Source organism: Bacillus sp. EKM420B (genome assembly GCF_011065565.1).
GTDB lineage: Bacteria > Bacillota > Bacilli > Bacillales > Bacillaceae > Bacillus > Bacillus velezensis.
In genome coordinates this window covers 202686-223062 of the sequence record NZ_JAAMNX010000002.1, presented here as the reverse complement: position 1 = coordinate 223062, position 20377 = coordinate 202686, and the positions used below count along the sequence as shown (strand labels likewise).

The window sequence follows — 20377 nt, the reverse complement described above, 5'->3', positions numbered from 1 at the left end:
TTTTCTTTATTCATATTCCTTCCATACACGCGGCAGCAGTTCAGAAAGTTCGTGCGCCAACAAGGTATGGGCGGAGCGCTCTTTCGTCCATAATTCCGCACATTCGCCGTGAAGGCGGACGGCGTTCAATACGGCGTGCTTCGGGTCTTGATGACAGCACAGCATGCCAAGAATCATTCCCGTCAGCGTGTCGCCGGTCCCGCCTTTTGCAAGCGCGCCGTTTCCGGTTGTATTCCTGCGGCATTCCCCGTCGGGAAAAGCGATAATGGTTTCGTTTCCTTTCAGGACAATCGTGACATGAAGCCGCTCCGCCCATTCCGCGGCATATTCCGCTCTGTTCTGCTGAATCTCTTGAATCGGAAGGCCTGTCATTCTGGAAAATTCGCCGGGATGAGGCGTCAAGATCACGGGAGCTTTCCTCTTCGGATAGGTTCTTTTTGTAATGGCGCCCGCATCCAGTAAGACGGGATAATCGCCAGAAAGCAGCTGATCAGCCGCCTGCTGCACTTTGTCTGTTTGGGGAAGGCCCGGCCCGATGGCAGCGGCCCGGATGGTTTCCCCGGGCTGGCCCGCCGCGGCTTTTTTCCACCCGTCCCGCCAGTACGTGGCTTCCGGCAGCACCGGGACGATAAGCGGAATGACGCCTGCCGATGTACCGATGACGAGCTTGCCGACACCGCTTCTCATCGCACCCAATCCGGCCAGAAGGGCGGCTCCCGGCATGTCATCGCTCCCGGCCAGCAATAGCGCCGTCCCGAACGTTCCTTTATGGCTGTCTGCCTCCCGTTTCGGCAGCGTATCTTTCACATCCTGTTCCGTCCAATCCATTATATTCATCTCTGTACCTCCTCTTCTGTCTCCTATTTATATTCCAAACAAGAAGAGATTTTAAACCGCACAAAAAAACAGCCGCTCGTTTGCGGCTGTTTATGTTCTGATCGGAACATCAAGACGGTAAAGCTTCCGGTACCGTTCGTTTTCTGCAAGCAGCTCTTGATGGGTTCCTTCCATTTCTGCTTTTCCATTTTCTAAAAAGACGATTTTATCAGCTGTTTCCACACCCGCTAAATGGTGTGTAATCCAGAGGATCGTTTTCTCTTTAAAAACATCAAAAATCGTATCAAGCAATTCACGTTCAGTGACCGCATCAAGGCCGACCGTCGGTTCATCAAGGATAATGACCGGCGTATCTTGGAGCAGAATACGGGCAAGCGCGATCCGCTGCCGTTCTCCTCCTGAGAAACGAATCCCCGTCTCCTGCACGGACGTTTCATATCCGTCAGGCAGTGATTCAATATAATCATGCAGCTTCACTTGCCGAGCCGCACGCTTAACATCTTCATCACTCGCCTTGCCGTTTCCGAGCCGGATATTGTTCATAATGCTCGTGTTAAAGAGATGAGGTTTCTGATTCAAAACGGCCACCGCTGAGGAAATCTGCTCCTGCACGGCCGCAGTTTCCAGCCCGTTCAGCATCACCTTGCCCGAATCGGGAACTAAGACGCCTTCAATTAAAGCGAGAGAGGTCGACTTACCGGAGCCGCTCCTGCCGAGCAGCGCCATTTTTTCCCCCTGGCGGAGAGTGAAGGAAAAACGGTCAAGCACATGACTGTGCTGATCATAAGAAAACGTCACGTTATCAAATGTAAGTGTCACATCGGATACATCCAGTTTCTCATCGGTCTGCTTCACCTCACGACTTCGCAGCTCCGGAGCCGCCTTATTCATTCTTTTGATGGAATCTTGATAAGAAGGCACTTCCGTCAGCGCATCCGAAAGGGGCAGAAACGCCTCCGTCAATGGAAATACGACAAGCACAAAGGCCGCGATCATCGTGTTGGCGATGCTGCCGTCCGCATACTGACCCGCCGTCCAGAACAGCATGATTAATATGAAACCGCCGACGAGGCATTGCGCGGCGAGATCACGCCATCTCGTAAACCGCTGACGTTTGCTTTCAAGGTCAAACCATGCCTTCTCTTTCCCTTCATAAGAGGAAATAAAGGCCGCCTGTCGTCCCGAGAACATCCAGTCGCTCACGCCGAGCACGGCATCTGTCAGCCGGCTGTAGAGCGTATTCCGGCCGCTTTTCAGCCTCATGTTTTTCGCTCTCGTCACAAGAAGCGAAACAACCGGAAACAATACAACCAATATAAACAGGTAAATCGCCGCAAAAGCGGCAAACGGCCAGGAAAAAAAGCCGAGTCCGATAACGGATGCCGCATACAGCAGCAAAGCGGAAACCGCCGGGAAAATCGTTTTTAAAAACGCATCCTGCAAATGCTCAATATCCTCAGCCAAAATGCCGAGCATGTCGCCCGTCCGAAAACGGGATGAAAGCATGAGCGAGGCCGGCTCCAGCATATTGTAAAGCCGCACCCTCATATCGGACACGATTTTCAAAATGATATGGTGCCCCGTCAGGCGCTCGGCGTACCGTGAGACTGAACGGGCAATCCCGAAGGTGCGCACGGCCACAATCGGAACGTACACCAGCAGGATATTCTCAGGCCTTGTCGCCGACTTAGAGATCAAAAAACCGGAAGTGAACATGAGAAAGGCCGCCGAAAAAATCGTCACCGCGCCTAAAAAAATCACAAGAACAAACAAACGGGCATTTTGCTTTATATACGGCAGAATCCATTCTTCTTTTCTCATGTTCTTTCCCCCAGTTGCGCCTTTACAAGTTTGGCATATACGCCTTGTTTCGCCATCAATTCGTCGTGGGTGCCGATTTCCGCCACCGCGCCGTCATCAAGCACGATAATTTCGTCCATCTCAAGCATCCAGTGAAGACGGTGAGTGGCCAGAGCGACAAGTTTGTTTTCAAACAGGTCTTTCATCGTTTCTTTTATTTCATATTCTGTTTCAATATCAAGGTGAGCGGTCGGCTCATCCAAAAGGAGAATCGGCCGGTTTCCTAAAAAGGCTCTGGCCAGCGCGACACGCTGAGCCTGCCCTCCGCTGAGCGCCCGTCCGCCCTCGCCGATCCGGCCGTCAAGGCCGCCGGGCAGATCGCGGATCAGTCCGGAAAGACCCGCTGAATCAGCAGCGCGCGCCGTTTCCTCACGGGAAGCATCAGGATGATAAAACCGGATATTATTCATAAGCGTGTCATCAAAAATGTACGGATGCTGCGGAATATAAAGCAGCTGCTTCTGCCAGCCGTCCGACTGCAGATGCGAGCGGGATTCACCGTTTACCTTGATCTCACCGGACGCAGGCTCTAAAAAGCCGCCCAGCACATCAATGAGTGTCGATTTTCCCGCACCGCTTTCCCCGATAATTCCGATTTTCTTCTTCCCTTTAAAGGACAGATGAAATTCAGACATCGATTCTCGGACGGACAAACGCGTAAGCTGTAATTCATCCCCGTCAGTCCACGTATCAAGTTCGAGCGGCTTTTCTTCTTTAAAACCGGGCTGCGCCAAAATCGCTTGAATGGTTTTCCCCGCCTCCTGCCCGTTTAACGTCGCGTGGTAATCATTTCCCACTTCGCGGACCGGGAGAAAATATTCAGGCGCGAGAATCAGCGCGGTCAATGCCGGACCGAGCAGAATTTGTCCGTCTATCAGCCGCAAGCCGAGAAACACCGCCACTGTCGCCACCGACAGCATCGTAAAGAAATCCAGGGCGAATGATGATAAAAACGCGACCCGGAGCGTGCTCATCGTCGCCTTGCGGTATCTCTCACTGACATGAAAGATGTTTTTGCTGTGTGATTTGCTTAATCCTAAAAACCGCAATGTCTCCAGTCCGCGGAGCGAATCCACGAAATGATTGGAAAGCGTCTGATAGGACTTCCATTGGCGATCGGCTTTTTTCTGTGCGACAAGTCCGAGCAGGATCATAAATACAATCAAAATCGGAAGCGCAAGAATCAGAATCAAAGCCGATGTTTTATCCTGAAAAAACACGTAAATAACAACGGCCGCCGGCACAATCGCCATGCTGACCATTTTCGGCAGAAACAGCTCTAAATAACGGCGGAACTGGCTGATGCCTTCCATCGCCAGCGTCACCATCCGGCCCGTCCCCTCTTTTTTCGCAAAGCGGGGGCCGAGACGGAACAATTGCTCAAGAAATCTTTTTCTTAAGTCTGCGCCGGTTTGCGCGGCATATTGGTATACGATTTTCTGCCGGACCGCTGTCACCGCATGCCGGACCAAAAACGCAAGCAGGAAAAAGCCGATAACCGGATAAAGAGAAGCAATCCGCTTCCCATTAAATAATCCGGTTACCGCCTGGCTCAGCCATTCCGCCTGCAAGATGATGGCGGCCGTTTGTATAATCGTTAATCCCGTAATGATCGCAAGAATCCGCTTCATTCCTTTATAAAGAAACAGGTCTTTTCCCATTAATAAGTCATAGGCTCCTTATGGCTGACGCGTTTCCGGAAGACATAATAGCTCCAGATCTGACTGCCGATGACAAACGGCAGCAGAGTCAGTGCGGCAATTGTCATGACCTTAAGTGAATAATCACCGGAAGACGCGTTAGCTACTGTTAAGTCATACGCGCTTTTCAGCGAGCTGACCATGACGCGCGGGAACAGAGAGATAAAAATCATCGCAACTGTCAAAGCAAGACCCGCACCGGTCATACCGAATGCCCAGCCGTCTTTTTTCTTGCTCATGAACACAACAGCAAGAACGTTGCAGATGACAATCAGCACGAATACCGGAATCGTGATGTTTGCCCGGCGTGTAAACATATCCGTATCGTATGCAGACATCGCAAAGAAAGCAAGTACAACAAGAAAGATAACACCGATTACGCGTTTTGCCATTTTTCTCGCACGCTCTTGTAAATCACCGATCGTGCGCAGTGTGACAAACATTAAACCGTGCAGGAATGAAAGAAGGGTGACGGCTGCTCCGCCAAGGACGGAATACACGTTCACAATATCTGAGAAACCCGCATGCATATTCATATGGCCGTCAATCGGCATGCCGCGGAACAAGCTTGTGAAGATAAGGCCGAATACAAACGGCGGGATAAGGCTGCCGAAGAAAATCACCCAGTCCCATGTTTTGACCCATTTTAAATGATTCACTTTTCCGCGGAATTCAAACGCCACCCCGCGGCCCATTAAAGCAAGAAGGATGATGATAAACGGAATATAATATCCGCTCAGCATCGTCGCATACCAGTTCGGGAATGCCGCGAAGATCGCTCCCGTACCTGTCAGCAGCCATACCTCATTCGCATCCCAGAACGGGCCGATGGTGTTAATCAGCACTCTGCGTTCTAATTCATTATGGCCAAGAAATCGGGTCGAAATGCCGACACCGAAATCAAAACCTTCTAAAAAGAAAAATCCGACAAACAAAACTGAAACGAGTACAAACCAAAGATCATGAAGTGACCCCATGGTAGACCTCCTGACTGAACGGATCCGTTGATACAGGAACATCCTTGTGATCATCATGGTCCGCACCTTTTTTAATTTCACGAACGAATAGGAAGACAAGCAGCGCGCCTAAAATCAAGTACATGACGCCGAAACCGATAATTGAAAACAGCAGAGATCCCGTCGTTACGTTAGGCGAAACGGATTGTGCGGTTGTCATTTGCCCCATAACCGTCCACGGCTGGCGGCCGATTTCAGTCATAATCCAACCGGCAGAGTTCGCAATGAACGGGAATGCGATCAGTGCGATCATGCCCCGTAAATACCACTTGCTCGTATGGAGCTTTTTGCGGCGGTTCAGAATAAAGCCTGCAATCGCGGCAAAAATCATAAGCGCGCCCGCTCCCGCCATAATGCGGAAACTCCAGAACGTCGTTTTGACAGGCGGGATATAGTCGCCTTTTCCGTACGTTTTTTCATATTCTTTTTGAAGTGTTTTCATCCCTTTCACACTGCCGCTGAACTTCTGGTAAGCCAAGTAGCTCAGTGCGTAAGGAATTGAAATTTCTGATGTGTTTTTTTCTTTATTCGTATCAATATTCGCAAAAGCCGTCCACGCGGCAGGATCACCGCTGTCATCCCAAAGCGCTTCACTGGCGGCCATTTTCATCGGCTGCGATTCCATTAAATGCTCAGCCTGCATGTGTCCGCTGAACGCAACGCCGATACCGGCGATCAGACCGACAATCATCGAAAGCTTGAAAGATTTATGGAAGAAAGGCACTTCTTTTTTCTTCAATAATTTAAATGCGCTGACACCGGCGATAAAGAAAGCACCCGTCGCAAGCGCTCCGAAAATGACGTGAGGGAATTCAACCCAAAGCTGAGGGTTTGTCAAAAGCGCTCCGAAGTCATTCATTTCCGCGCGGCCGTTTTTAATCGTAAAGCCGACCGGCTCCTGCATGAATGAGTTTGCCGTCAAAATCCAGAAAGATGACATAATCGTTCCGAAGGATACAAGCCAAATGCAAAGCAAATGCACTTTTTTAGATAAACGGTCCCAGCCGAAAATCCATAATCCGATAAAAATAGACTCCATAAAAAACGCCAAAAGCGCTTCAATCGCAAGCGGAGCCCCAAATACGTCCCCGACAAAACGGGAATAATCAGACCAGTTCAATCCGAACTGGAATTCCTGAAGAATCCCTGTGACGACGCCGACAGCAAAGTTAATTAAAAAGAGATGCCCCCAAAATTTAGCCATTTTGAGATAGGTCTCTTGTTTTTTGACAACATAAAGCGTCTCCATCAAAGCAACCATAAACACAAGCCCGATAGACATAGGCACAAACAAGAAGTGAAACAATGTTGTAGATGCAAATTGAATGCGGGCTAATACCAACTCACTCATGATGTTTTTCCTCCAATCTGGTAAATTGCTCAACATTTCACAAACATAGTGGAATCATTGCTCGGTATTTCACAAAAAATGATATGTTTGCTCAATGTTTCACAAATTCGTCAAAACTATTGAAATATCAGCCTGTACACCCTGGGGGACAGCGGCTGTCATAGAAATGATTCAATATCATTACTTTACAACGATTCAGCCTAAAAAAAAAGATCAATATACCTAAAATCAGGCTGAAATTGTGACTGATTATTGTCGGATTTGTAGAGATTTTATGTCAGCACCTAGGATATTTGTCCCTTTGATATCGTACCTCTTTTTTATTCGTGTGGCGAACAAAATGCTTTTCTCGTCGAAAAAGCCCGGCAAATCGCCGTTTTGAGAAAGAAAATGTGAAGAAAGCATATCCTCTAGTAAATTCATAATATATGAACAATTTAAATTTTTTAGTATACTTTAAATGGGGATATTTTTTCACTACATAACGACTGGGGGAACAAGCATGGGAGAACTTCAACCAAAATTGCAAACGGATTCAATCCAAAAACAGGAACGGACTGATAACTGGTTTGCCAGAGCAATGAATATAAGAATCGGCATTATTCCTCTTCCTATCTATATCCTGCTTTTCTTGCTTATTACGGTGTTTGTCATGAGCCGTGATGTAAAAAGCGACATTCTGACATCAATTGCCGTCATGAGTTTTTTCGGATTTACCTTCGGCCAGATCGGAAAATCCATTCCGATCGTGCGGTCCATCGGCGGCCCTGCGATTCTCGCAACCTTTATTCCATCCGCTGTCGTCTACTACCACCTGCTTCCGAAAGACATTATTACTTCAACAACAGAATTCACGGAAAGCTCCAACTTTCTCTATCTATTTATTGCCGGTATCGTCGTCGGCAGTATTCTCGGGATGAAAAGAGAGACGCTCGTCAAAGCTTTCGTTAAGATTTTTATTCCGCTGATCGCCGGCTCGATCGCGGCCGCCATCGTCGGCTTATGCGTCGGGACGCTGCTCGGGCTCGGCTTTCAGCACACGCTGCTTTATATCGTCGTTCCGATTATGGCGGGGGGTGTCGGTGAAGGCGCGATTCCTTTATCCATCGGCTACTCCGATATTATGCCGATGTCCCAGGGAGACGCCTTTGCGCTTGTGCTGCCGTCCATCATGCTAGGCAGCCTGTGCGCCATTATGTTATCGGGTTTGCTGAATGTCATCGGGAAACGCAAACCGGAATGGACGGGCAACGGGAAGGTTGATAAGTCTGATCATTCCGCTCCCGCATTGGAACAGCCGGCCGATGATAAAACGTTTGATTTGTCCTTTTTCGCTTCGGGCGGTATTTTAGCGGTTTCCCTCTATTTGGTCGGCATGCTGGCGCATGATTTCTTTCAGCTTCCGGCTCCTGTCGTGATGCTCGTCCTTGCCGTTCTCATTAAGCTGTTCAGGCTGGCGCCGGCTTCGATTGAAAACGGAGCCTTCGGCGTCTCGCGCTTTTTCTCGACAGCCGTGACCTATCCGCTCTTATTTGCGATCGGCGTTTCAATGACACCGTGGGACAAGCTGATTGCGGCGTTTACGATCAGCAACATCATTACCATTTTATCAATCGTCGTCACGATGATTGCCGTCGGTTTTCTGACCGGAAAATGGCTGAATCTGTACCCGATTGAGACGGCGGTTATTAATGCCTGCCATTCCGGCCAGGGCGGCACCGGTGACGTCGCGATCTTGAGCGCCGCTGAACGGCTTGAGCTTATGCCATTCGCCCAAGTGTCGACCAGAATCGGCGGAGCGATTACCGTGAGCGTCACTCTTCTGCTGCTTCATCAATTCTATTAAACCGAAAAAAGCCTCCGCATACGCGGAGGCTTTGTTATTTCATCACATTTTGAATATAAGAGCCGAATGCCGCGCCGGACATGCCCGGCGACACACGGACGCGGTGAAGCCCGTAAAGCCCCTGATCTCTAGACGCCGCTCCCGGCTCTGTCGTGACCGCCATACGGTAGCCTGACGAGGCGGCGGCTTTTAATGTTTCTTTATTATATCGTCCGACAGGGTAGCTGATCATAGTCGTCCGCTGCCCGAACATTTGATCAAATAAACGCTTAGAGTCCTTCATTTCACGTCGCTGCTGCTGCGGTGTGAGCCCGTTCAATTCGAGATGGTTCATCGTATGGCTCTGAATGGAAATGCCGTGGGCGGCCATCTCCTTCATCTGCTTCTCAGTCAGATGATTCTTATGCCCGATAAAGTTTCCGATCATAAAGATTGTCGCTTTCATCTTGTATTTCTTTAAAATGGGATAGGCCGCTTTCACATTGTCGGTATAGCCGTCATCAAATGTGATCAGAACACATTTTGCACGCGGCTCCTTATCCTCCGTCAGCATCAGATAGGCTTCTTCAGGAGTCATCGTATAATAACCGTGATCATGAAGCCACTTCATATGCTGCCGGAATTCTTCCTGCGGCACACGCAGGCTGTTTCCCTCTGAAATGCTGTGATACATCAGAATCGGCAGTCTTGCCGTTCCTTTCGTTTGAACCCAGGCGGACGTATCCGGCTCTTTTTTGATTTGCCGCTTTACGGACTTTTTTTCGCTGTGCGCTTCTGCCTTCGGAATGCTTTGTTCGGCGCTTGCCTCATGGCCCGAGCAGGCGGCAAGCGTAAACACGGCAGCCAAAAGGCACATGCACATGATCATGCGTTTCATCGTTTTCCTGCTTTCTGTCTTCTATTTACTTTTTATATCGGTTATGCGTCATAAATTGTTACATCAAAAAAGCCGGACATCCAGCTGTCCGGCTTTGCGTTATGAGCGGATTCTGATTTCTGTTTCACTGTCAAAAAAGTGAGCCTTATTCATGTCGAAAGCGACGGTCAATTCCTCACCGGCACGAATGTCATGGCGGGCGTCAATCCGGGCGATAAAATCCTGATCCCCGATCCGGGAATAAACCATAATTTCTGACCCGAGCAATTCCGCGACATTGATTTTAGCTGTGATGGATGAATTCTTATAAGATTCTACCACAATCAGCTCGTCATGTATGTCTTCCGGGCGGATGCCGAAGATGATATCTTTGCCGGCATACCCTTTTTCCCGGAGCATTTTCATTTTCCCTTCCGGTACGCTGAGAGCGGCTGAACCGATCTGAATGGCGCCGTCCGTCAGCTTTCCTTTGAAAAAGTTCATCGCCGGGGAGCCGATAAACCCGCCGACAAATACGTTTTCGGGATGTTCATACACTTCTTTCGGGGTGCCGATCTGCTGAATTTTTCCGTCCTTCATGACTACGATGCGTGTCGCCATCGTCAGTGCTTCTGTTTGGTCGTGCGTCACATAGATTGTGGTTGTTTGCAGCCTTTGATGGAGCTTAATAATTTCAGCCCGCATCTGCACCCGAAGCTTTGCGTCCAGATTTGACAGCGGCTCATCCATTAAAAACACTTTGGCGTCCCTGACAATCGCCCGCCCTAATGCAACCCGCTGCCGCTGCCCGCCGGAGAGCGCCTTCGGTTTGCGGTGCAGATACTCTGTGAGCCCCAGCATTTTCGCCGCTTCTTCGACCCGTTTTTTAATCTCCGGTTTCGGCATCTTCCTCAGCTTCAGACCGAATGCGATATTATCATAGACCGTCATGTGCGGATATAACGCATAGTTTTGAAACACCATGGCGATATCCCTGTCTTTAGGAGCGATGTCATTCACTCTCGTGTCACCGATATAGAAATCGCCCTTCGTAATGTCTTCCAGCCCGGCTACCATCCGCAAAGTTGTCGACTTGCCGCACCCCGACGGACCGACAAACACGATAAACTCTTTATCTTTAATATGAAGGTTAAAATCATCGACAGCCGCTTCTTTTTGATCGTAATACTTATAAATATGCTCGAGCCGAAGTTCCGCCATGTATATCCCCCTTTATTTGTAAACGCTTTCTTAAATAGGATTGTAACAGCGTCAGACGGCGGCGGATATAGGCAATGTTCATAAAAAAAGTCCGCTGCCTTCGTGCACATTTCCCATTTAATGTGATTTTTCATATTGCAGACAAATGAAATAAGCCAGCAGGGCGCCCCGATATGTCTTAATATCAATACCTGAGCGTTCCGCAAATTTATCAATCCGATATTGAAGACTGTTGCGGTGCAAATGCAGTTTTTTCGATGTGAGCGACATGTTCGAGTTATGTTCAATAAAAGTCTGAATCGTATGCTTCAGCTCCGGTTCTTTCTGAAACAGCAGCGCCGCTTCTTCGTGAAGCAAGGCTGAGAGCTTTTCTCTGCTTTCCTCCGTGAGCATGGCCGGAAATACCGTTTCCGCGGTCAGCGTGCTCAGCTGCGGGAGATGACGCCGGCCGATCTGACAATATTGCTGTTCTCTCTGATAATGAAGGCGCAGACGTTCCCCCTTGCAGTAATACCTTCCGACGAAAAAACGGACACTGAAATAAAAATCGCCTTCAAGAATCTTCACAAAAGATGCGATGTCATCCGAATCTGGCGCTTCCAGCTTTTCTTCCTCCACAATCACGCCATGATCCCTCCCCGTCCGGACAACTGTATATGAAACCGGCCAGAAATGGCGCAGCGCTTCCGTAAATGCCCCCCAGTCCCGTTCTCCCAATAAGTCATAATGGATAAAACGGACACGCGGCTCCTTGACATCAGGCACCGGACCTTCTTCCAGCAGAAAACGCCGCCACCTCTTTGCTGCCGCCGTCTCCGGAAAAAAAACGCCTTTTTCTTCAGCGGGCGTCAAAAATGATTCCAGAAGCAGTTTCTCCTTCGGGGTGATATCCTCCTTCGGAATGGCGACATAGACCCGCCTTTTCTCATCATAAAAGCAAAAGACATCGTCCGCCGTACAGCACGTATCAGACAACACAGCCCTCGGGTAAATTGCCAATAACGGGTTCATATGCGCTCCTTTCTATCGCTCTATCATATTTTCAGTATAAAACGTCCGGCCGATTGTATCCACTTCGTTTTAAGAAACAGCTTTCAGGCTATTTCCCGGGAAACGAATCATAACCGCTTCTGCCGGCATAAGAAAAAACCCTCCGCGCCGGCAGAGGGATCCTTTTTATTTAGAGATATCGACGAAGCCTTCACCAAAGACATCACGCACATCATGAACAATGACAAACGCTTTTGTATCACAGCTTTTAATAATTTTTTTGAGCATGGAAAGCTCTTGTTTCTGGATGACGATATATAAAATTTCCTTCGACTGCCCCGTGTAATTTCCTTTACCCGACAGCAGCGTAACCCCTCTGTCCATCAGCGTGTTGACCTGTTCAGCGATTTCGTGCTTATGCTCAGATATAATCGTCACCGCTTTTTTCGTATTCAGGCCTTCAATGATAAAGTCCATCACCTTCGTTCCGATGTACAGCATAACAATGGTAAACATCATTTTTTCCGCACCGATGATGAAATAAGAACTGAAGACGACAATCAGATCAAAGAACAAAAGCGCATAGCTGATATTCCAATCGAGATATTTGTTCGCAATCCTCGCCAAAATGGCAGAACCCGCAGTCGTGCCACCGACTCGAATAATGATCCCGATTCCGACACCGGCAAACACACCCGCAAAAATAGTATTAATAATGAGTTCATGTGAAGGCGAGTGCCAATCATGCGTCAGATGCAGAAACAGTGAGTTGGCGACAACGGTAATGATCGTATAAAGCGTTGTTTTTCCGTCTAAAAATTTATATCCGATAATCAATAAGATCCCGTTCAAAATGATATTCGTCACCCCGGGCGACAATTCAAACACATAGTACAAGATCAGGGTGATTCCCGTTACCCCGCCCTCTCCAAGATCATTCGGAATGGCGAATAAATTAACGGCCAAAGCAAAGATAAAAGCTCCAATAATCAGCATCAGCACATCCAGCAATCTCTTTTTCATCCCAGACACTCCCTTTTTATAAAATCAAAAAAGCCCGGGAGAGCACTCTTCATTAAAAGAGCAGAAACTCCCGGGCTTTTATCCCAACGTGTCACAGCAGGAACCTGCTGTGTGTTTTCTCTCGGTCCAGACCAATTCAGCATTGCGGAACCCTAGAAAACCACTGTTTTTTATGTTCAGTTTTTATATTTCTTTCAAGATTATACGGGAAATCACGAACATGTTCAACCACTCTTTTTTCAATAAACCTGTAAAAAATTCGAACGATCTGCCGATACTAAAAAAGGCACTAAAATACATGACTAAAAAATTATTAAAATACTTTTTTTCTCAAAATATTATTGACTATAGGTTATTTTACAGGCATTATAGTATGTAGTTTTTAAGAAATAGTTTACATAGGAGGAAATATTATGGCAGGCAACCTGGTGTCTTGTAAGGCATGCGGCAAAGAAATCGCTAAAGGCGTTAAAAAATGCCCAAACTGCGGTAAAGATCAGAGAAACTTTTTCATGAGACATAAAATCATCACATTGCTTCTGGCAGTGGTGGTTATTATCATTCTCGTAAACATCGGCGGCGGAGGCGATTCTTCATCATCTAAAACTGCGTCTTCAAAAGCTTCGGAATCTAAAGAAAAACTGTATAACATCGGTGACACTGTTAAGACTGAGAAAACTGAAGTTACTGTTACGAAAGTGGAAAAAAGAGATTCAGTAGGCTCTCAATTTGTCGAGAAAAAAGCGTCTGACGGCGGCGTTATCGTAGCTGTTCAATACACGGTTAAAAATGTTTCAAACAAGCCGTTAAGCTCTTTCTCCATTCCAAGAGCGAAATTAGTAGATTCTAAAGGAACATCTTATGATTCAGATATTGATGCTTCTTCAAGCTATGCAACAGAAACAAAAGTAGACAACAGTAAAATTTTAAGTGACTTGAACCCGAACATTAAAGTGACTGACGTAAAAGCTTTTGAAGTGGATAAAAACGCATACTCTAAAGGCACTTGGAAATTAAAGTTCAGCAACGATGTTGAAGTGAAAATTAAATAATCATCATAACAAAAGAGACCCTCATCATTTGAAGGTCTCTTTCTTTTTACACCTTTTGGTACCCGTTCACATTGGAGGACTGCCACTTCCAAGAGTCGGCGCACATTTCTTCAAGCCCGCGCTTTGCTTCCCAGCCTAATTCAGCCTTCGCTTTTGCCGGGTCTGCGAAGCATGCGGCGATGTCTCCCGGGCGCCGGTCGGCAAAACGGTACGGCACTTCTTTTCCTGATACTTTTTCAAACGCCTTGACCATCTCCAGAACGCTGTAGCCTCTTCCTGTGCCGAGATTATAGGCGTCGGCGCCCGTTGTGTTCAGCACCTTTTCGAGCGCTTTGACATGGCCCTCGGCAAGGTCAACGACATGGATGTAATCCCGCACGCCGGTGCCGTCCTTTGTCGGATAATCATTGCCGAACACCTGCAATCGCTCAAGCTTGCCGACAGCGACTTGTGCGACGTACGGCATTAAATTATTCGGGATGCCGTTCGGGTCTTCTCCGATCCGGCCGCTCGGGTGCGCGCCGAACGGATTAAAGTAGCGGAGCAGCGCAATGCTCCATTCAGAGTCCGCTTTATGCAGATCGCGTAAAATCTGTTCCAGCATCAGCTTTGTCTGCCCGTAAGGATTGGTCGCGCTTAAAGGAAAATCCTCAGTGATCGGCGTTGTTTCCGGAACGCCGTAAACCGTCGCTGAAGAACTGAAGACGATTTTTTTCACGCCGTGTGCCTGCATGGCTTCACATAAAATAAACGTTCCCGTCAGATTATTATGATAATAACGGAGCGGAACAGCCACAGACTCACCGACGGCTTTTAATCCCGCAAAATGAATGACGGCTTCAATCTCATTTTCAGCAAACACACGGTGAACGGCGTCACGGTCAAGGAGATCCGCTTCATAAAACACAAGCCCTTTTCCGGTAATGTCTTTCACACGCTCCAATGCTTCCGGTGAACTGTTTGACAGATTATCCAGAACCACGATGTCATATCCGCCGTTTAACAGCTCGACACATGTGTGGCTGCCGATATAACCCGCTCCGCCTGTCACTAAAATCGCCATGAAGAAAGCCTCCCCTATTGAATGAATTGACCATATTATATCGGTTTTTTCTTCCTCAATCATCCATTTCCAAAAAGTTTAATCGTTTAGTCATCGTTTCTTCATAATTTATTTTCATTCGCGTAAAAAACAGAGCCCTCGATTCAAACGGGTTGTGAAATAGAAATCCCTCCCCCGCGCATGGTAAGATAAGACAAAGGAGATGACGGTATGAAAAATGAAATCATTGAACGCTTTACCTCTTACGTAAAAGTCGATACACAGTCTGACGAAAACAATGAAAACTGCCCTTCAACCCCCGGCCAGCTGACATTGGCCAACATGCTGGCAGATGAATTAAAGTCGATCGGCATGACAGAAATTACAGTCGATGACAACGGGTACGTCATGGCGACTCTGCCGGCGAATACGGATAAAGACGTGCCGACTGTCGGTTTTCTGGCTCACGTGGACACCGCGACCGATTTTACCGGAAAAAATGTGAATCCTCAGATTATTGAAAGCTACGACGGGCATGATATCGTTCTGAATGACAAACTCAATGTCGTCCTGTCGCCTGAGCAATTCCCGGAGCTTTCCCGCTATAAAGGCCAGACGCTGATTACAACAGACGGCACGACGCTGCTCGGAGCCGACAACAAAGCGGGCATTGCCGAAATCATGACGGCAATGGCGTACTTGATCAAACATCCGGACATCAAGCACGGAACGATCCGGGTCGCGTTCACGCCTGATGAAGAAATCGGCAGAGGCCCTCACAAATTCGATGTCGGCCGCTTCAACGCCGCGTTCGCCTACACGATAGACGGAGGCCCCCTCGGCGAACTGCAATATGAAAGCTTTAACGCAGCCGCCGCAAAGCTTACTTGTTACGGAAAAAGCGTCCACCCGGGAACGGCGAAAAACAAAATGGTCAACGCTTCAAAAATCGCGATGGAATTTCATCACGCGCTGCCGAAAGAAGAAGCGCCGGAATATACGGAAGGGTATGAAGGCTTCTATCATTTACTTTCCATGGACGGAGACGTTTCTGAAGCCGCCCTGTCGTACATCATCAGAGACTTTGACAGAGACCGCTTCGCAGAACGAAAAGAATATATGCAGAAAACCGCCGATGCGCTGGCGGCCAAATACGGAAAGGAAAGCACCAAGCTTGAACTGCGTGATCAATATTACAACATGAGAGAAAAAATCGAACCGGTCAAAGAGATAGTCGATGTCGCGTATCAAGCCATGAAAAACCTCGACATCGAACCGATTATCGAACCGATCCGGGGCGGAACCGACGGCTCACAGCTCTCTTACATGGGACTGCCGACACCGAACATTTTCACGGGCGGCCAAAACTTCCACGGAAAATATGAATACATTTCCGTCGATCATATGGAAAAGGCGGTAAACGTCATTGTTGAAATCGCCAGGCTCTTTGAAGAGCGCGCTTAAAACCAAAGCCCCCTGCTTTGGTTTTTTCTTTCACATGAAACCTTTCCTTCTTTCTTTCCGTATATAAGGTATGAAATGGAAAGAAGGAGTGAAGACTATGGCAAGAGGGACTGTAGCGAAAGAATTGAAAAAAACCTTAAAAGACCCGCGTGTACTGGAGACAAAATCAAACCCTTTTAAAAAACTGCGGAAAATGTTCAAACGATTTTTTTAAGATAACATCTCGTTTTCGTTAAAAAAATAAAGAAAGCGCTGTCAACTCGCAGTCATCTGTTAGAAGCAGTTATTTTGCATATCATAAGGTTTTTTAGGGTACTGAATAACACAAGGCAAACGAAAACACTGAAGTAGTTAATTAGACACTTGAAAAAAATAGTGAAAAAGTTATATAAACGATCATCATTCATCATCCGATACAATCTATAGAACCACAACAAGAGAAAAATTTCTTCAACCCATAGTCATTTTTACGGAAAATGACGTTATTTTTTAAAAAAGTGACAATTGTTTGAATACTTTTCGTTTATTTTTTCGTACAATAATAATACCAAAACTTTTTTTGGGAGGTATGTAAAATGATGCTACTTATTTTCGCTGCTTTGACAGGGTATCTTGTTTTCTCTTTCAGTAAGGACAACCGCCGGAAAACGCCAAAGACAAGCCCGCTGGTGACAGCTGCCGACACGAATAACATCATTGACTTAAATGCGATCCGTCAAAAACGCCGGATGCCGCTATCATAAAAACGACAGCTGCCGCAAAATCGGCAGCCTTTTTTTATGCACCCGGCCGATATGAAACCTTCCGCCTCCTTTTTTCGTACAACATAAAAAAGGAGTTTTTTTATGTACCATTTTTACATCAAAGAGCGAATGTTTACGTTTAAGAATCGTTTTCAAGTGTTTCTTGAAAGCGGAAAAGAAGTCTACAATGTTGAAGGAAAGCTGTTTTCATTCGGTGATGAACTGAAGCTGACTGATTTGGACGGCCGCACGCTCGCCAGCGTCAATCAGAAACTGATGTCGCTCGTTCCCCGTTACGAGATTTCCGTCAGCGGCAAACCCGTCTGCCAAGTCATCAAGAAAGTCACGTTTTTCAAACCGAAATTTGAAATTTCCGGACTCGGCTGGGATCTTACCGGCGATGTGTGGGGCCGGAATTTTCAAGTGACAGACGGAAAATCAAACCGGATGACCGTCACCAAATCATGGATGAGCTGGGGCGATTCCTATCATTTGCAGATTGAAAAGGAAGAGGATATTGCTCTTTGTCTTGCGATCGCCATCGTGATAGATATGATTCTATTTGAGGGTGACAAATAAAAATATTTATCGAAATATATTGACAATATAAGATAATATACTAAGATTAAGAGTATTACAGTTTATTCTGAAAAATAGCATATTTCCTTATCAAGAGAGGTGGAGGGACTGGCCCTATGATACCCGGCAACCGCTGTTCAGCAGAATGGTGCTAAATCCTGAAGATAAGGTTGAGATTTGCGGACGCAAGCTCTTCCCTATCCGAGGGAAGAGTTTTTTTATATTTCATCAGGAAAGAAGGAATCGTTCATGTCACAGCAAAACACAGAACAACCATTGCATACTCTTCTAAGAAAAAACCCGCCGTTTCGCGCAGATCAGGTCGGAAGCCTGCTGCGGCCGGCGGCTGTGAAGCAAGCCCGCCTGCAAAGAGCGGCAGGTGAGATTTCAGCAGAACAGCTGCGCGAAATCGAAAACAGAGAAATCATCCGCAGCGTGGAAAAGCAGAAAGAAACCGGCCTCAATGTCGTGACTGACGGCGAATTCCGCCGTGCCTGGTGGCATTTTGATTTTCTCGAAAATTTAGACGGGGTTGAGGCATTTACGCCTGAAAGCGGCATTCAGTTTCACAACGTACAGACGAAAGCGCGCGGCATTAAAGTAACGGGAGATATTGATTTTTCTCAGCATCCGATGCTCGAAGATTATAAATTCCTGCACAGCATTGCCGGCGATGCTGTTCCGAAAATGACCATCCCAAGTCCGAATATGCTGTTTTTCCGCGGAAAATTGGAAAAAGCGGCCTACCAGAATGATTACAAACAATTTCAGCACGATGTGTCAAAAGCGTATAAAAAAGCGATTCAGGCTTTCTATGACGCCGGGTGCCGCTACCTTCAGCTTGATGACACCGCATGGGCCGTTTTCTTATCGGAAGCGGGGCTTCGTCAGATTGAAGATTTCGGCACAACGCCGGATGAGCTGCGCAAGCTGTTTGCCGCTTCCATTAATGACGCCATCAAGGACCGCCCTGACGATCTGAAGGTTACGATGCATATCTGCCGCGGCAACTTCCAATCCACATGGACGGCTGAAGGCGGCTATGATGCAGCGGCTGAAACGATTTTTGACGGGCTTGACCTTGACGGATTGTTCCTGGAATATGATGATTCCCGCTCCGGCGGCTTTGAACCGCTCCGCTATGTCAAACGCTCTGATCTTCAGCTTGTGCTTGGATTGATTACATCAAAACATGGCGAACTTGAAGACAAGGACGCGATTAAACGCCGGATTGAAGAAGCTTCACAATATGTCAGCCTGGATCAGCTTTGCCTCAGCCCGCAATGCGGATTCGCCTCCACTGAGGAAGGAAACCTGATCACAGAAGAACAGCAATGGGCGAAACTGCGCCATGTCGTCAACATTGCCGGTGAAGTCTGGAAATAAAAAAAAAGACACGCGATCAGCGTGTCTTTTCTGTTTACAGAGGACCGTTTCCGATTAAAATATCGATATCTATCGTAATATCCGCCGCTTTTCGGCTGATAAACCGCCGGATGCTTTCATCAGTACATTTCCATGTTAAGGGCGTCATTTTCACAAGCCGCTCGAGGTCAGGCTGCAATAAGGGCTTCGTGTAACACAGCCGTTTGCGCTCAAAGGTTTGAAAGCCCGCTTGGAATCGTCCGGCCGCAGAATCGGCGGTGTCATTCCGCCGAGGACTGTCTCCGAAGAAGAATTCCCTTACTTCCTTCAAATAATCACGCCGCGGCACCGCTTTAATGACTGTGCCGCCCTTTCGTAAAAGCCTGCTGCATTCCTTGTAATTCCAAGGTGATAAAACAGACATCACGATATCAAAACAGCTGTCGGCAAACGGCGCATCCGCGACATCAGCGACGGCAAAAACCAAATGATCCCCGAAGGCCTTTGCGGCATGCAGCACACCTTCTTTCGAGAGATCAATGCCCATTCCCGTCACGGAAAAAGCGGGCTGAAGCCATTTGCATACGGCGGCTAAATGAGTGCCTTCTCCGCATCCCGCATCCAATATCGCCGCCGTTGTTTGCGGAGATTGAATGCGGCTGATGATGGCGGCGATCTCCTTTTGAACCGGCCCAAAAAATTCCCGGCTGTCAAAAAGAGCGCGTCTCGCTTCGAACAGCTGCCTGTCATAGCGGGTTTTGACCGATTTATTGAGGAAATTCACATATCCTTGCTTTGATATATCAAATGTATGCCCGTGTCCGCACATCAAGCTTTTGTATTGTGAGACCGCCATGGCCGAACGGCATAGCGGACACCTGAATACGGACTGGCATGATTGCAGTAATTCCGCGCGTTTTCTTTTTATAGACGTCAATAAAAACACCTCATTCATTCGTTATTCCGATGAAATGAAAAAGGCATAGACAAATAAACCTCGCAAAATTGGAAGTTTAACCTATTTATCTATACCTCTCATTATCTGTAACGAATGAACTGAATGATCATGAAAATGACCCCTTTTCTGCCGTCTTTTGAAGGCGGTGCCCTCAGATCCATTTTATCAGCTGCATCCCGTCTTTACAATGAACCGGAACTGTTTTTCGGGGGCTTTTTATACCTTTATTATCCAATTACTTGTGAACATCCTTTATTTTCTTTATTTATAATATAAATTTATTATTTTGAAAATATCTAAAAAGGTTGATTTTCAAAAATTGAAACGATAAAATACTGCTATCTCATGTAATATCGTTATTCTTGTATATGATCAGTAATATGGTCTGATTGTTTCTACCTAGTGCCGTAAAAGACTAGACTACAAGAAAGTTTGCATAAATTTGAACGAGTGAAAAGCATATGATGCTGTCAG

At 47.2% G+C, this 20377-nt stretch carries 17 protein-coding genes and 3 riboswitches; of the genes, 6 read left to right on the top strand and 11 right to left on the bottom strand.

What is annotated here, in order from left to right; all coding sequences use genetic code 11:
- Positions 1 to 6: 6 nt before the first annotated feature.
- From G9F48_RS06050 to G9F48_RS06030, 5 genes are all read right to left on the bottom strand, one after another.
- A complete protein-coding gene (locus G9F48_RS06050) occupies positions 7 to 837 on the bottom strand; it encodes an NAD(P)H-hydrate dehydratase (RefSeq protein ID WP_165409218.1) in 831 nt (276 codons plus the stop codon).
- A gap of 90 nt (positions 838 to 927) precedes the next feature.
- Positions 928 to 2658, bottom strand: coding sequence for a thiol reductant ABC exporter subunit CydC (gene cydC / locus G9F48_RS06045; protein WP_165409217.1), 1731 nt, complete (start codon positions 2656 to 2658; stop codon positions 928 to 930).
- Positions 2655 to 4358: a thiol reductant ABC exporter subunit CydD gene (cydD, locus tag G9F48_RS06040; protein WP_165409216.1), complete on the bottom strand. Its 1704-nt coding sequence runs from the start codon at positions 4356 to 4358 to the stop codon at positions 2655 to 2657. The genes cydC and cydD overlap by 4 nt, the downstream gene beginning before the upstream one ends.
- Positions 4358 to 5374 (bottom strand): cytochrome d ubiquinol oxidase subunit II, encoded by a 1017-nt coding sequence (gene cydB / locus G9F48_RS06035; protein ID WP_003150830.1) that lies wholly within the window; start codon positions 5372 to 5374, stop codon positions 4358 to 4360. The genes cydD and cydB overlap by 1 nt, the downstream gene beginning before the upstream one ends.
- The gene (locus tag G9F48_RS06030) at positions 5358 to 6764 is read right to left on the bottom strand and encodes a cytochrome ubiquinol oxidase subunit I (RefSeq protein WP_014306093.1); all 1407 of its coding nucleotides are present in this window, start codon (positions 6762 to 6764) and stop codon (positions 5358 to 5360) included. Before G9F48_RS06030 ends, cydB begins: the two co-directional genes overlap by 17 nt.
- A 502-nt stretch (positions 6765 to 7266) precedes the next feature.
- On the opposite strand from G9F48_RS06030, the gene G9F48_RS06025 reads away from it, so the two are divergent.
- The gene (locus tag G9F48_RS06025) at positions 7267 to 8610 is read left to right on the top strand and encodes a 2-hydroxycarboxylate transporter family protein (RefSeq protein ID WP_165409215.1); all 1344 of its coding nucleotides are present in this window, start codon (positions 7267 to 7269) and stop codon (positions 8608 to 8610) included.
- 34 nt (positions 8611 to 8644) lie between these two features.
- Here the strand turns inward: G9F48_RS06025 and G9F48_RS06020 are convergent, their stop codons facing one another.
- The 4 genes from G9F48_RS06020 to G9F48_RS06005 all read right to left on the bottom strand — a co-directional run bounded on the left by G9F48_RS06020 (position 8645) and on the right by G9F48_RS06005 (position 12700).
- Entirely contained in the window at positions 8645 to 9487 is an 843-nt protein-coding gene (locus G9F48_RS06020) for a polysaccharide deacetylase family protein (RefSeq protein ID WP_165409214.1), read from the bottom strand.
- Positions 9488 to 9586: 99 nt separating this feature from the next.
- A complete protein-coding gene (locus G9F48_RS06015; RefSeq protein ID WP_014306096.1) occupies positions 9587 to 10687 on the bottom strand; it encodes an ABC transporter ATP-binding protein in 1101 nt (366 codons plus the stop codon).
- Positions 10688 to 10804: 117 nt separating this feature from the next.
- Positions 10805 to 11698, bottom strand: coding sequence for a PucR family transcriptional regulator (locus G9F48_RS06010; RefSeq protein WP_106080259.1), 894 nt, complete (start codon positions 11696 to 11698; stop codon positions 10805 to 10807).
- A 165-nt stretch (positions 11699 to 11863) separates the two neighbouring features.
- Complete coding sequence (locus tag G9F48_RS06005; RefSeq protein ID WP_165409213.1) at positions 11864 to 12700, bottom strand: YitT family protein; 837 nt, start codon at positions 12698 to 12700, stop codon at positions 11864 to 11866.
- A 65-nt stretch (positions 12701 to 12765) separates the two neighbouring features.
- Positions 12766 to 12867: riboswitch (guanidine-I (ykkC/yxkD leader) on the bottom strand.
- Positions 12868 to 13212: 345 nt separating this feature from the next.
- Here G9F48_RS06005 and G9F48_RS06000 point away from each other — a divergent pair.
- Positions 13213 to 13752, top strand: coding sequence for a DUF4352 domain-containing protein (locus G9F48_RS06000; RefSeq protein WP_146284628.1), 540 nt, complete (start codon positions 13213 to 13215; stop codon positions 13750 to 13752).
- A gap of 46 nt (positions 13753 to 13798) precedes the next feature.
- On the opposite strand, the gene galE is transcribed toward G9F48_RS06000, so the two are convergent.
- The gene (gene galE, locus G9F48_RS05995) at positions 13799 to 14815 is read right to left on the bottom strand and encodes a UDP-glucose 4-epimerase GalE (RefSeq protein WP_165409212.1); all 1017 of its coding nucleotides are present in this window, start codon (positions 14813 to 14815) and stop codon (positions 13799 to 13801) included.
- 210 nt (positions 14816 to 15025) lie between these two features.
- Between galE and pepT the strand changes: the two genes are divergently transcribed.
- The 4 genes from pepT to G9F48_RS05975 all read left to right on the top strand — a co-directional run bounded on the left by pepT (position 15026) and on the right by G9F48_RS05975 (position 18966).
- Positions 15026 to 16258, top strand: coding sequence for a peptidase T (gene pepT / locus G9F48_RS05990; protein WP_165409211.1), 1233 nt, complete (start codon positions 15026 to 15028; stop codon positions 16256 to 16258).
- Between the two features lie 575 nt (positions 16259 to 16833).
- Positions 16834 to 17001, top strand: coding sequence for a hypothetical protein (locus G9F48_RS05985; RefSeq protein ID WP_003150808.1), 168 nt, complete (start codon positions 16834 to 16836; stop codon positions 16999 to 17001).
- Between the two features lie 102 nt (positions 17002 to 17103).
- Positions 17104 to 17580, top strand: coding sequence for an LURP-one-related/scramblase family protein (locus G9F48_RS05980; protein WP_044052789.1), 477 nt, complete (start codon positions 17104 to 17106; stop codon positions 17578 to 17580).
- Between the two features lie 84 nt (positions 17581 to 17664).
- A riboswitch (SAM riboswitch) is annotated at positions 17665 to 17751 on the top strand.
- Positions 17752 to 17829: 78 nt separating this feature from the next.
- Positions 17830 to 18966, top strand: a complete 1137-nt coding sequence (locus G9F48_RS05975; protein WP_079004947.1) for a 5-methyltetrahydropteroyltriglutamate--homocysteine S-methyltransferase — start codon at positions 17830 to 17832, stop codon at positions 18964 to 18966.
- Between the two features lie 34 nt (positions 18967 to 19000).
- Here the strand turns inward: G9F48_RS05975 and G9F48_RS05970 are convergent, their stop codons facing one another.
- Positions 19001 to 19882 carry a methyltransferase domain-containing protein gene (locus G9F48_RS05970; RefSeq protein ID WP_165409210.1) on the bottom strand — a complete coding sequence of 294 codons (882 nt, stop codon included), beginning with the start codon at positions 19880 to 19882 and terminating at the stop codon, positions 19001 to 19003.
- A 363-nt stretch (positions 19883 to 20245) separates the two neighbouring features.
- Positions 20246 to 20346, top strand: a riboswitch (purine riboswitch).
- The last annotated feature ends 31 nt before the right edge of the window (positions 20347 to 20377 follow it).

Excerpts from the sequence above, each read along its gene's own strand:
- G9F48_RS06050 (WP_165409218.1), bottom strand. The coding sequence starts at position 837 with ATGAATATAATGGATTGGACGGAACAGGATGTGAAAGATACGCTGCCG.
- cydC (WP_165409217.1), bottom strand. The coding sequence starts at position 2,658 with ATGAGAAAAGAAGAATGGATTCTGCCGTATATAAAGCAAAATGCCCGT.
- cydD (WP_165409216.1), bottom strand. The coding sequence starts at position 4,358 with ATGGGAAAAGACCTGTTTCTTTATAAAGGAATGAAGCGGATTCTTGCG.
- cydB (WP_003150830.1), bottom strand. The coding sequence starts at position 5,374 with ATGGGGTCACTTCATGATCTTTGGTTTGTACTCGTTTCAGTTTTGTTT.
- G9F48_RS06030 (WP_014306093.1), bottom strand. The coding sequence starts at position 6,764 with ATGAGTGAGTTGGTATTAGCCCGCATTCAATTTGCATCTACAACATTG.
- G9F48_RS06025 (WP_165409215.1), top strand. The coding sequence starts at position 7,267 with ATGGGAGAACTTCAACCAAAATTGCAAACGGATTCAATCCAAAAACAG.
- G9F48_RS06020 (WP_165409214.1), bottom strand. The coding sequence starts at position 9,487 with ATGAAACGCATGATCATGTGCATGTGCCTTTTGGCTGCCGTGTTTACG.
- G9F48_RS06015 (WP_014306096.1), bottom strand. The coding sequence starts at position 10,687 with ATGGCGGAACTTCGGCTCGAGCATATTTATAAGTATTACGATCAAAAA.
- G9F48_RS06010 (WP_106080259.1), bottom strand. The coding sequence starts at position 11,698 with ATGAACCCGTTATTGGCAATTTACCCGAGGGCTGTGTTGTCTGATACG.
- G9F48_RS06005 (WP_165409213.1), bottom strand. The coding sequence starts at position 12,700 with ATGAAAAAGAGATTGCTGGATGTGCTGATGCTGATTATTGGAGCTTTT.
- G9F48_RS06000 (WP_146284628.1), top strand. The coding sequence starts at position 13,213 with ATGAGACATAAAATCATCACATTGCTTCTGGCAGTGGTGGTTATTATC.
- galE (WP_165409212.1), bottom strand. The coding sequence starts at position 14,815 with ATGGCGATTTTAGTGACAGGCGGAGCGGGTTATATCGGCAGCCACACA.
- pepT (WP_165409211.1), top strand. The coding sequence starts at position 15,026 with ATGAAAAATGAAATCATTGAACGCTTTACCTCTTACGTAAAAGTCGAT.
- G9F48_RS05985 (WP_003150808.1), top strand. The coding sequence starts at position 16,834 with ATGATGCTACTTATTTTCGCTGCTTTGACAGGGTATCTTGTTTTCTCT.
- G9F48_RS05980 (WP_044052789.1), top strand. The coding sequence starts at position 17,104 with ATGTACCATTTTTACATCAAAGAGCGAATGTTTACGTTTAAGAATCGT.
- G9F48_RS05975 (WP_079004947.1), top strand. The coding sequence starts at position 17,830 with ATGTCACAGCAAAACACAGAACAACCATTGCATACTCTTCTAAGAAAA.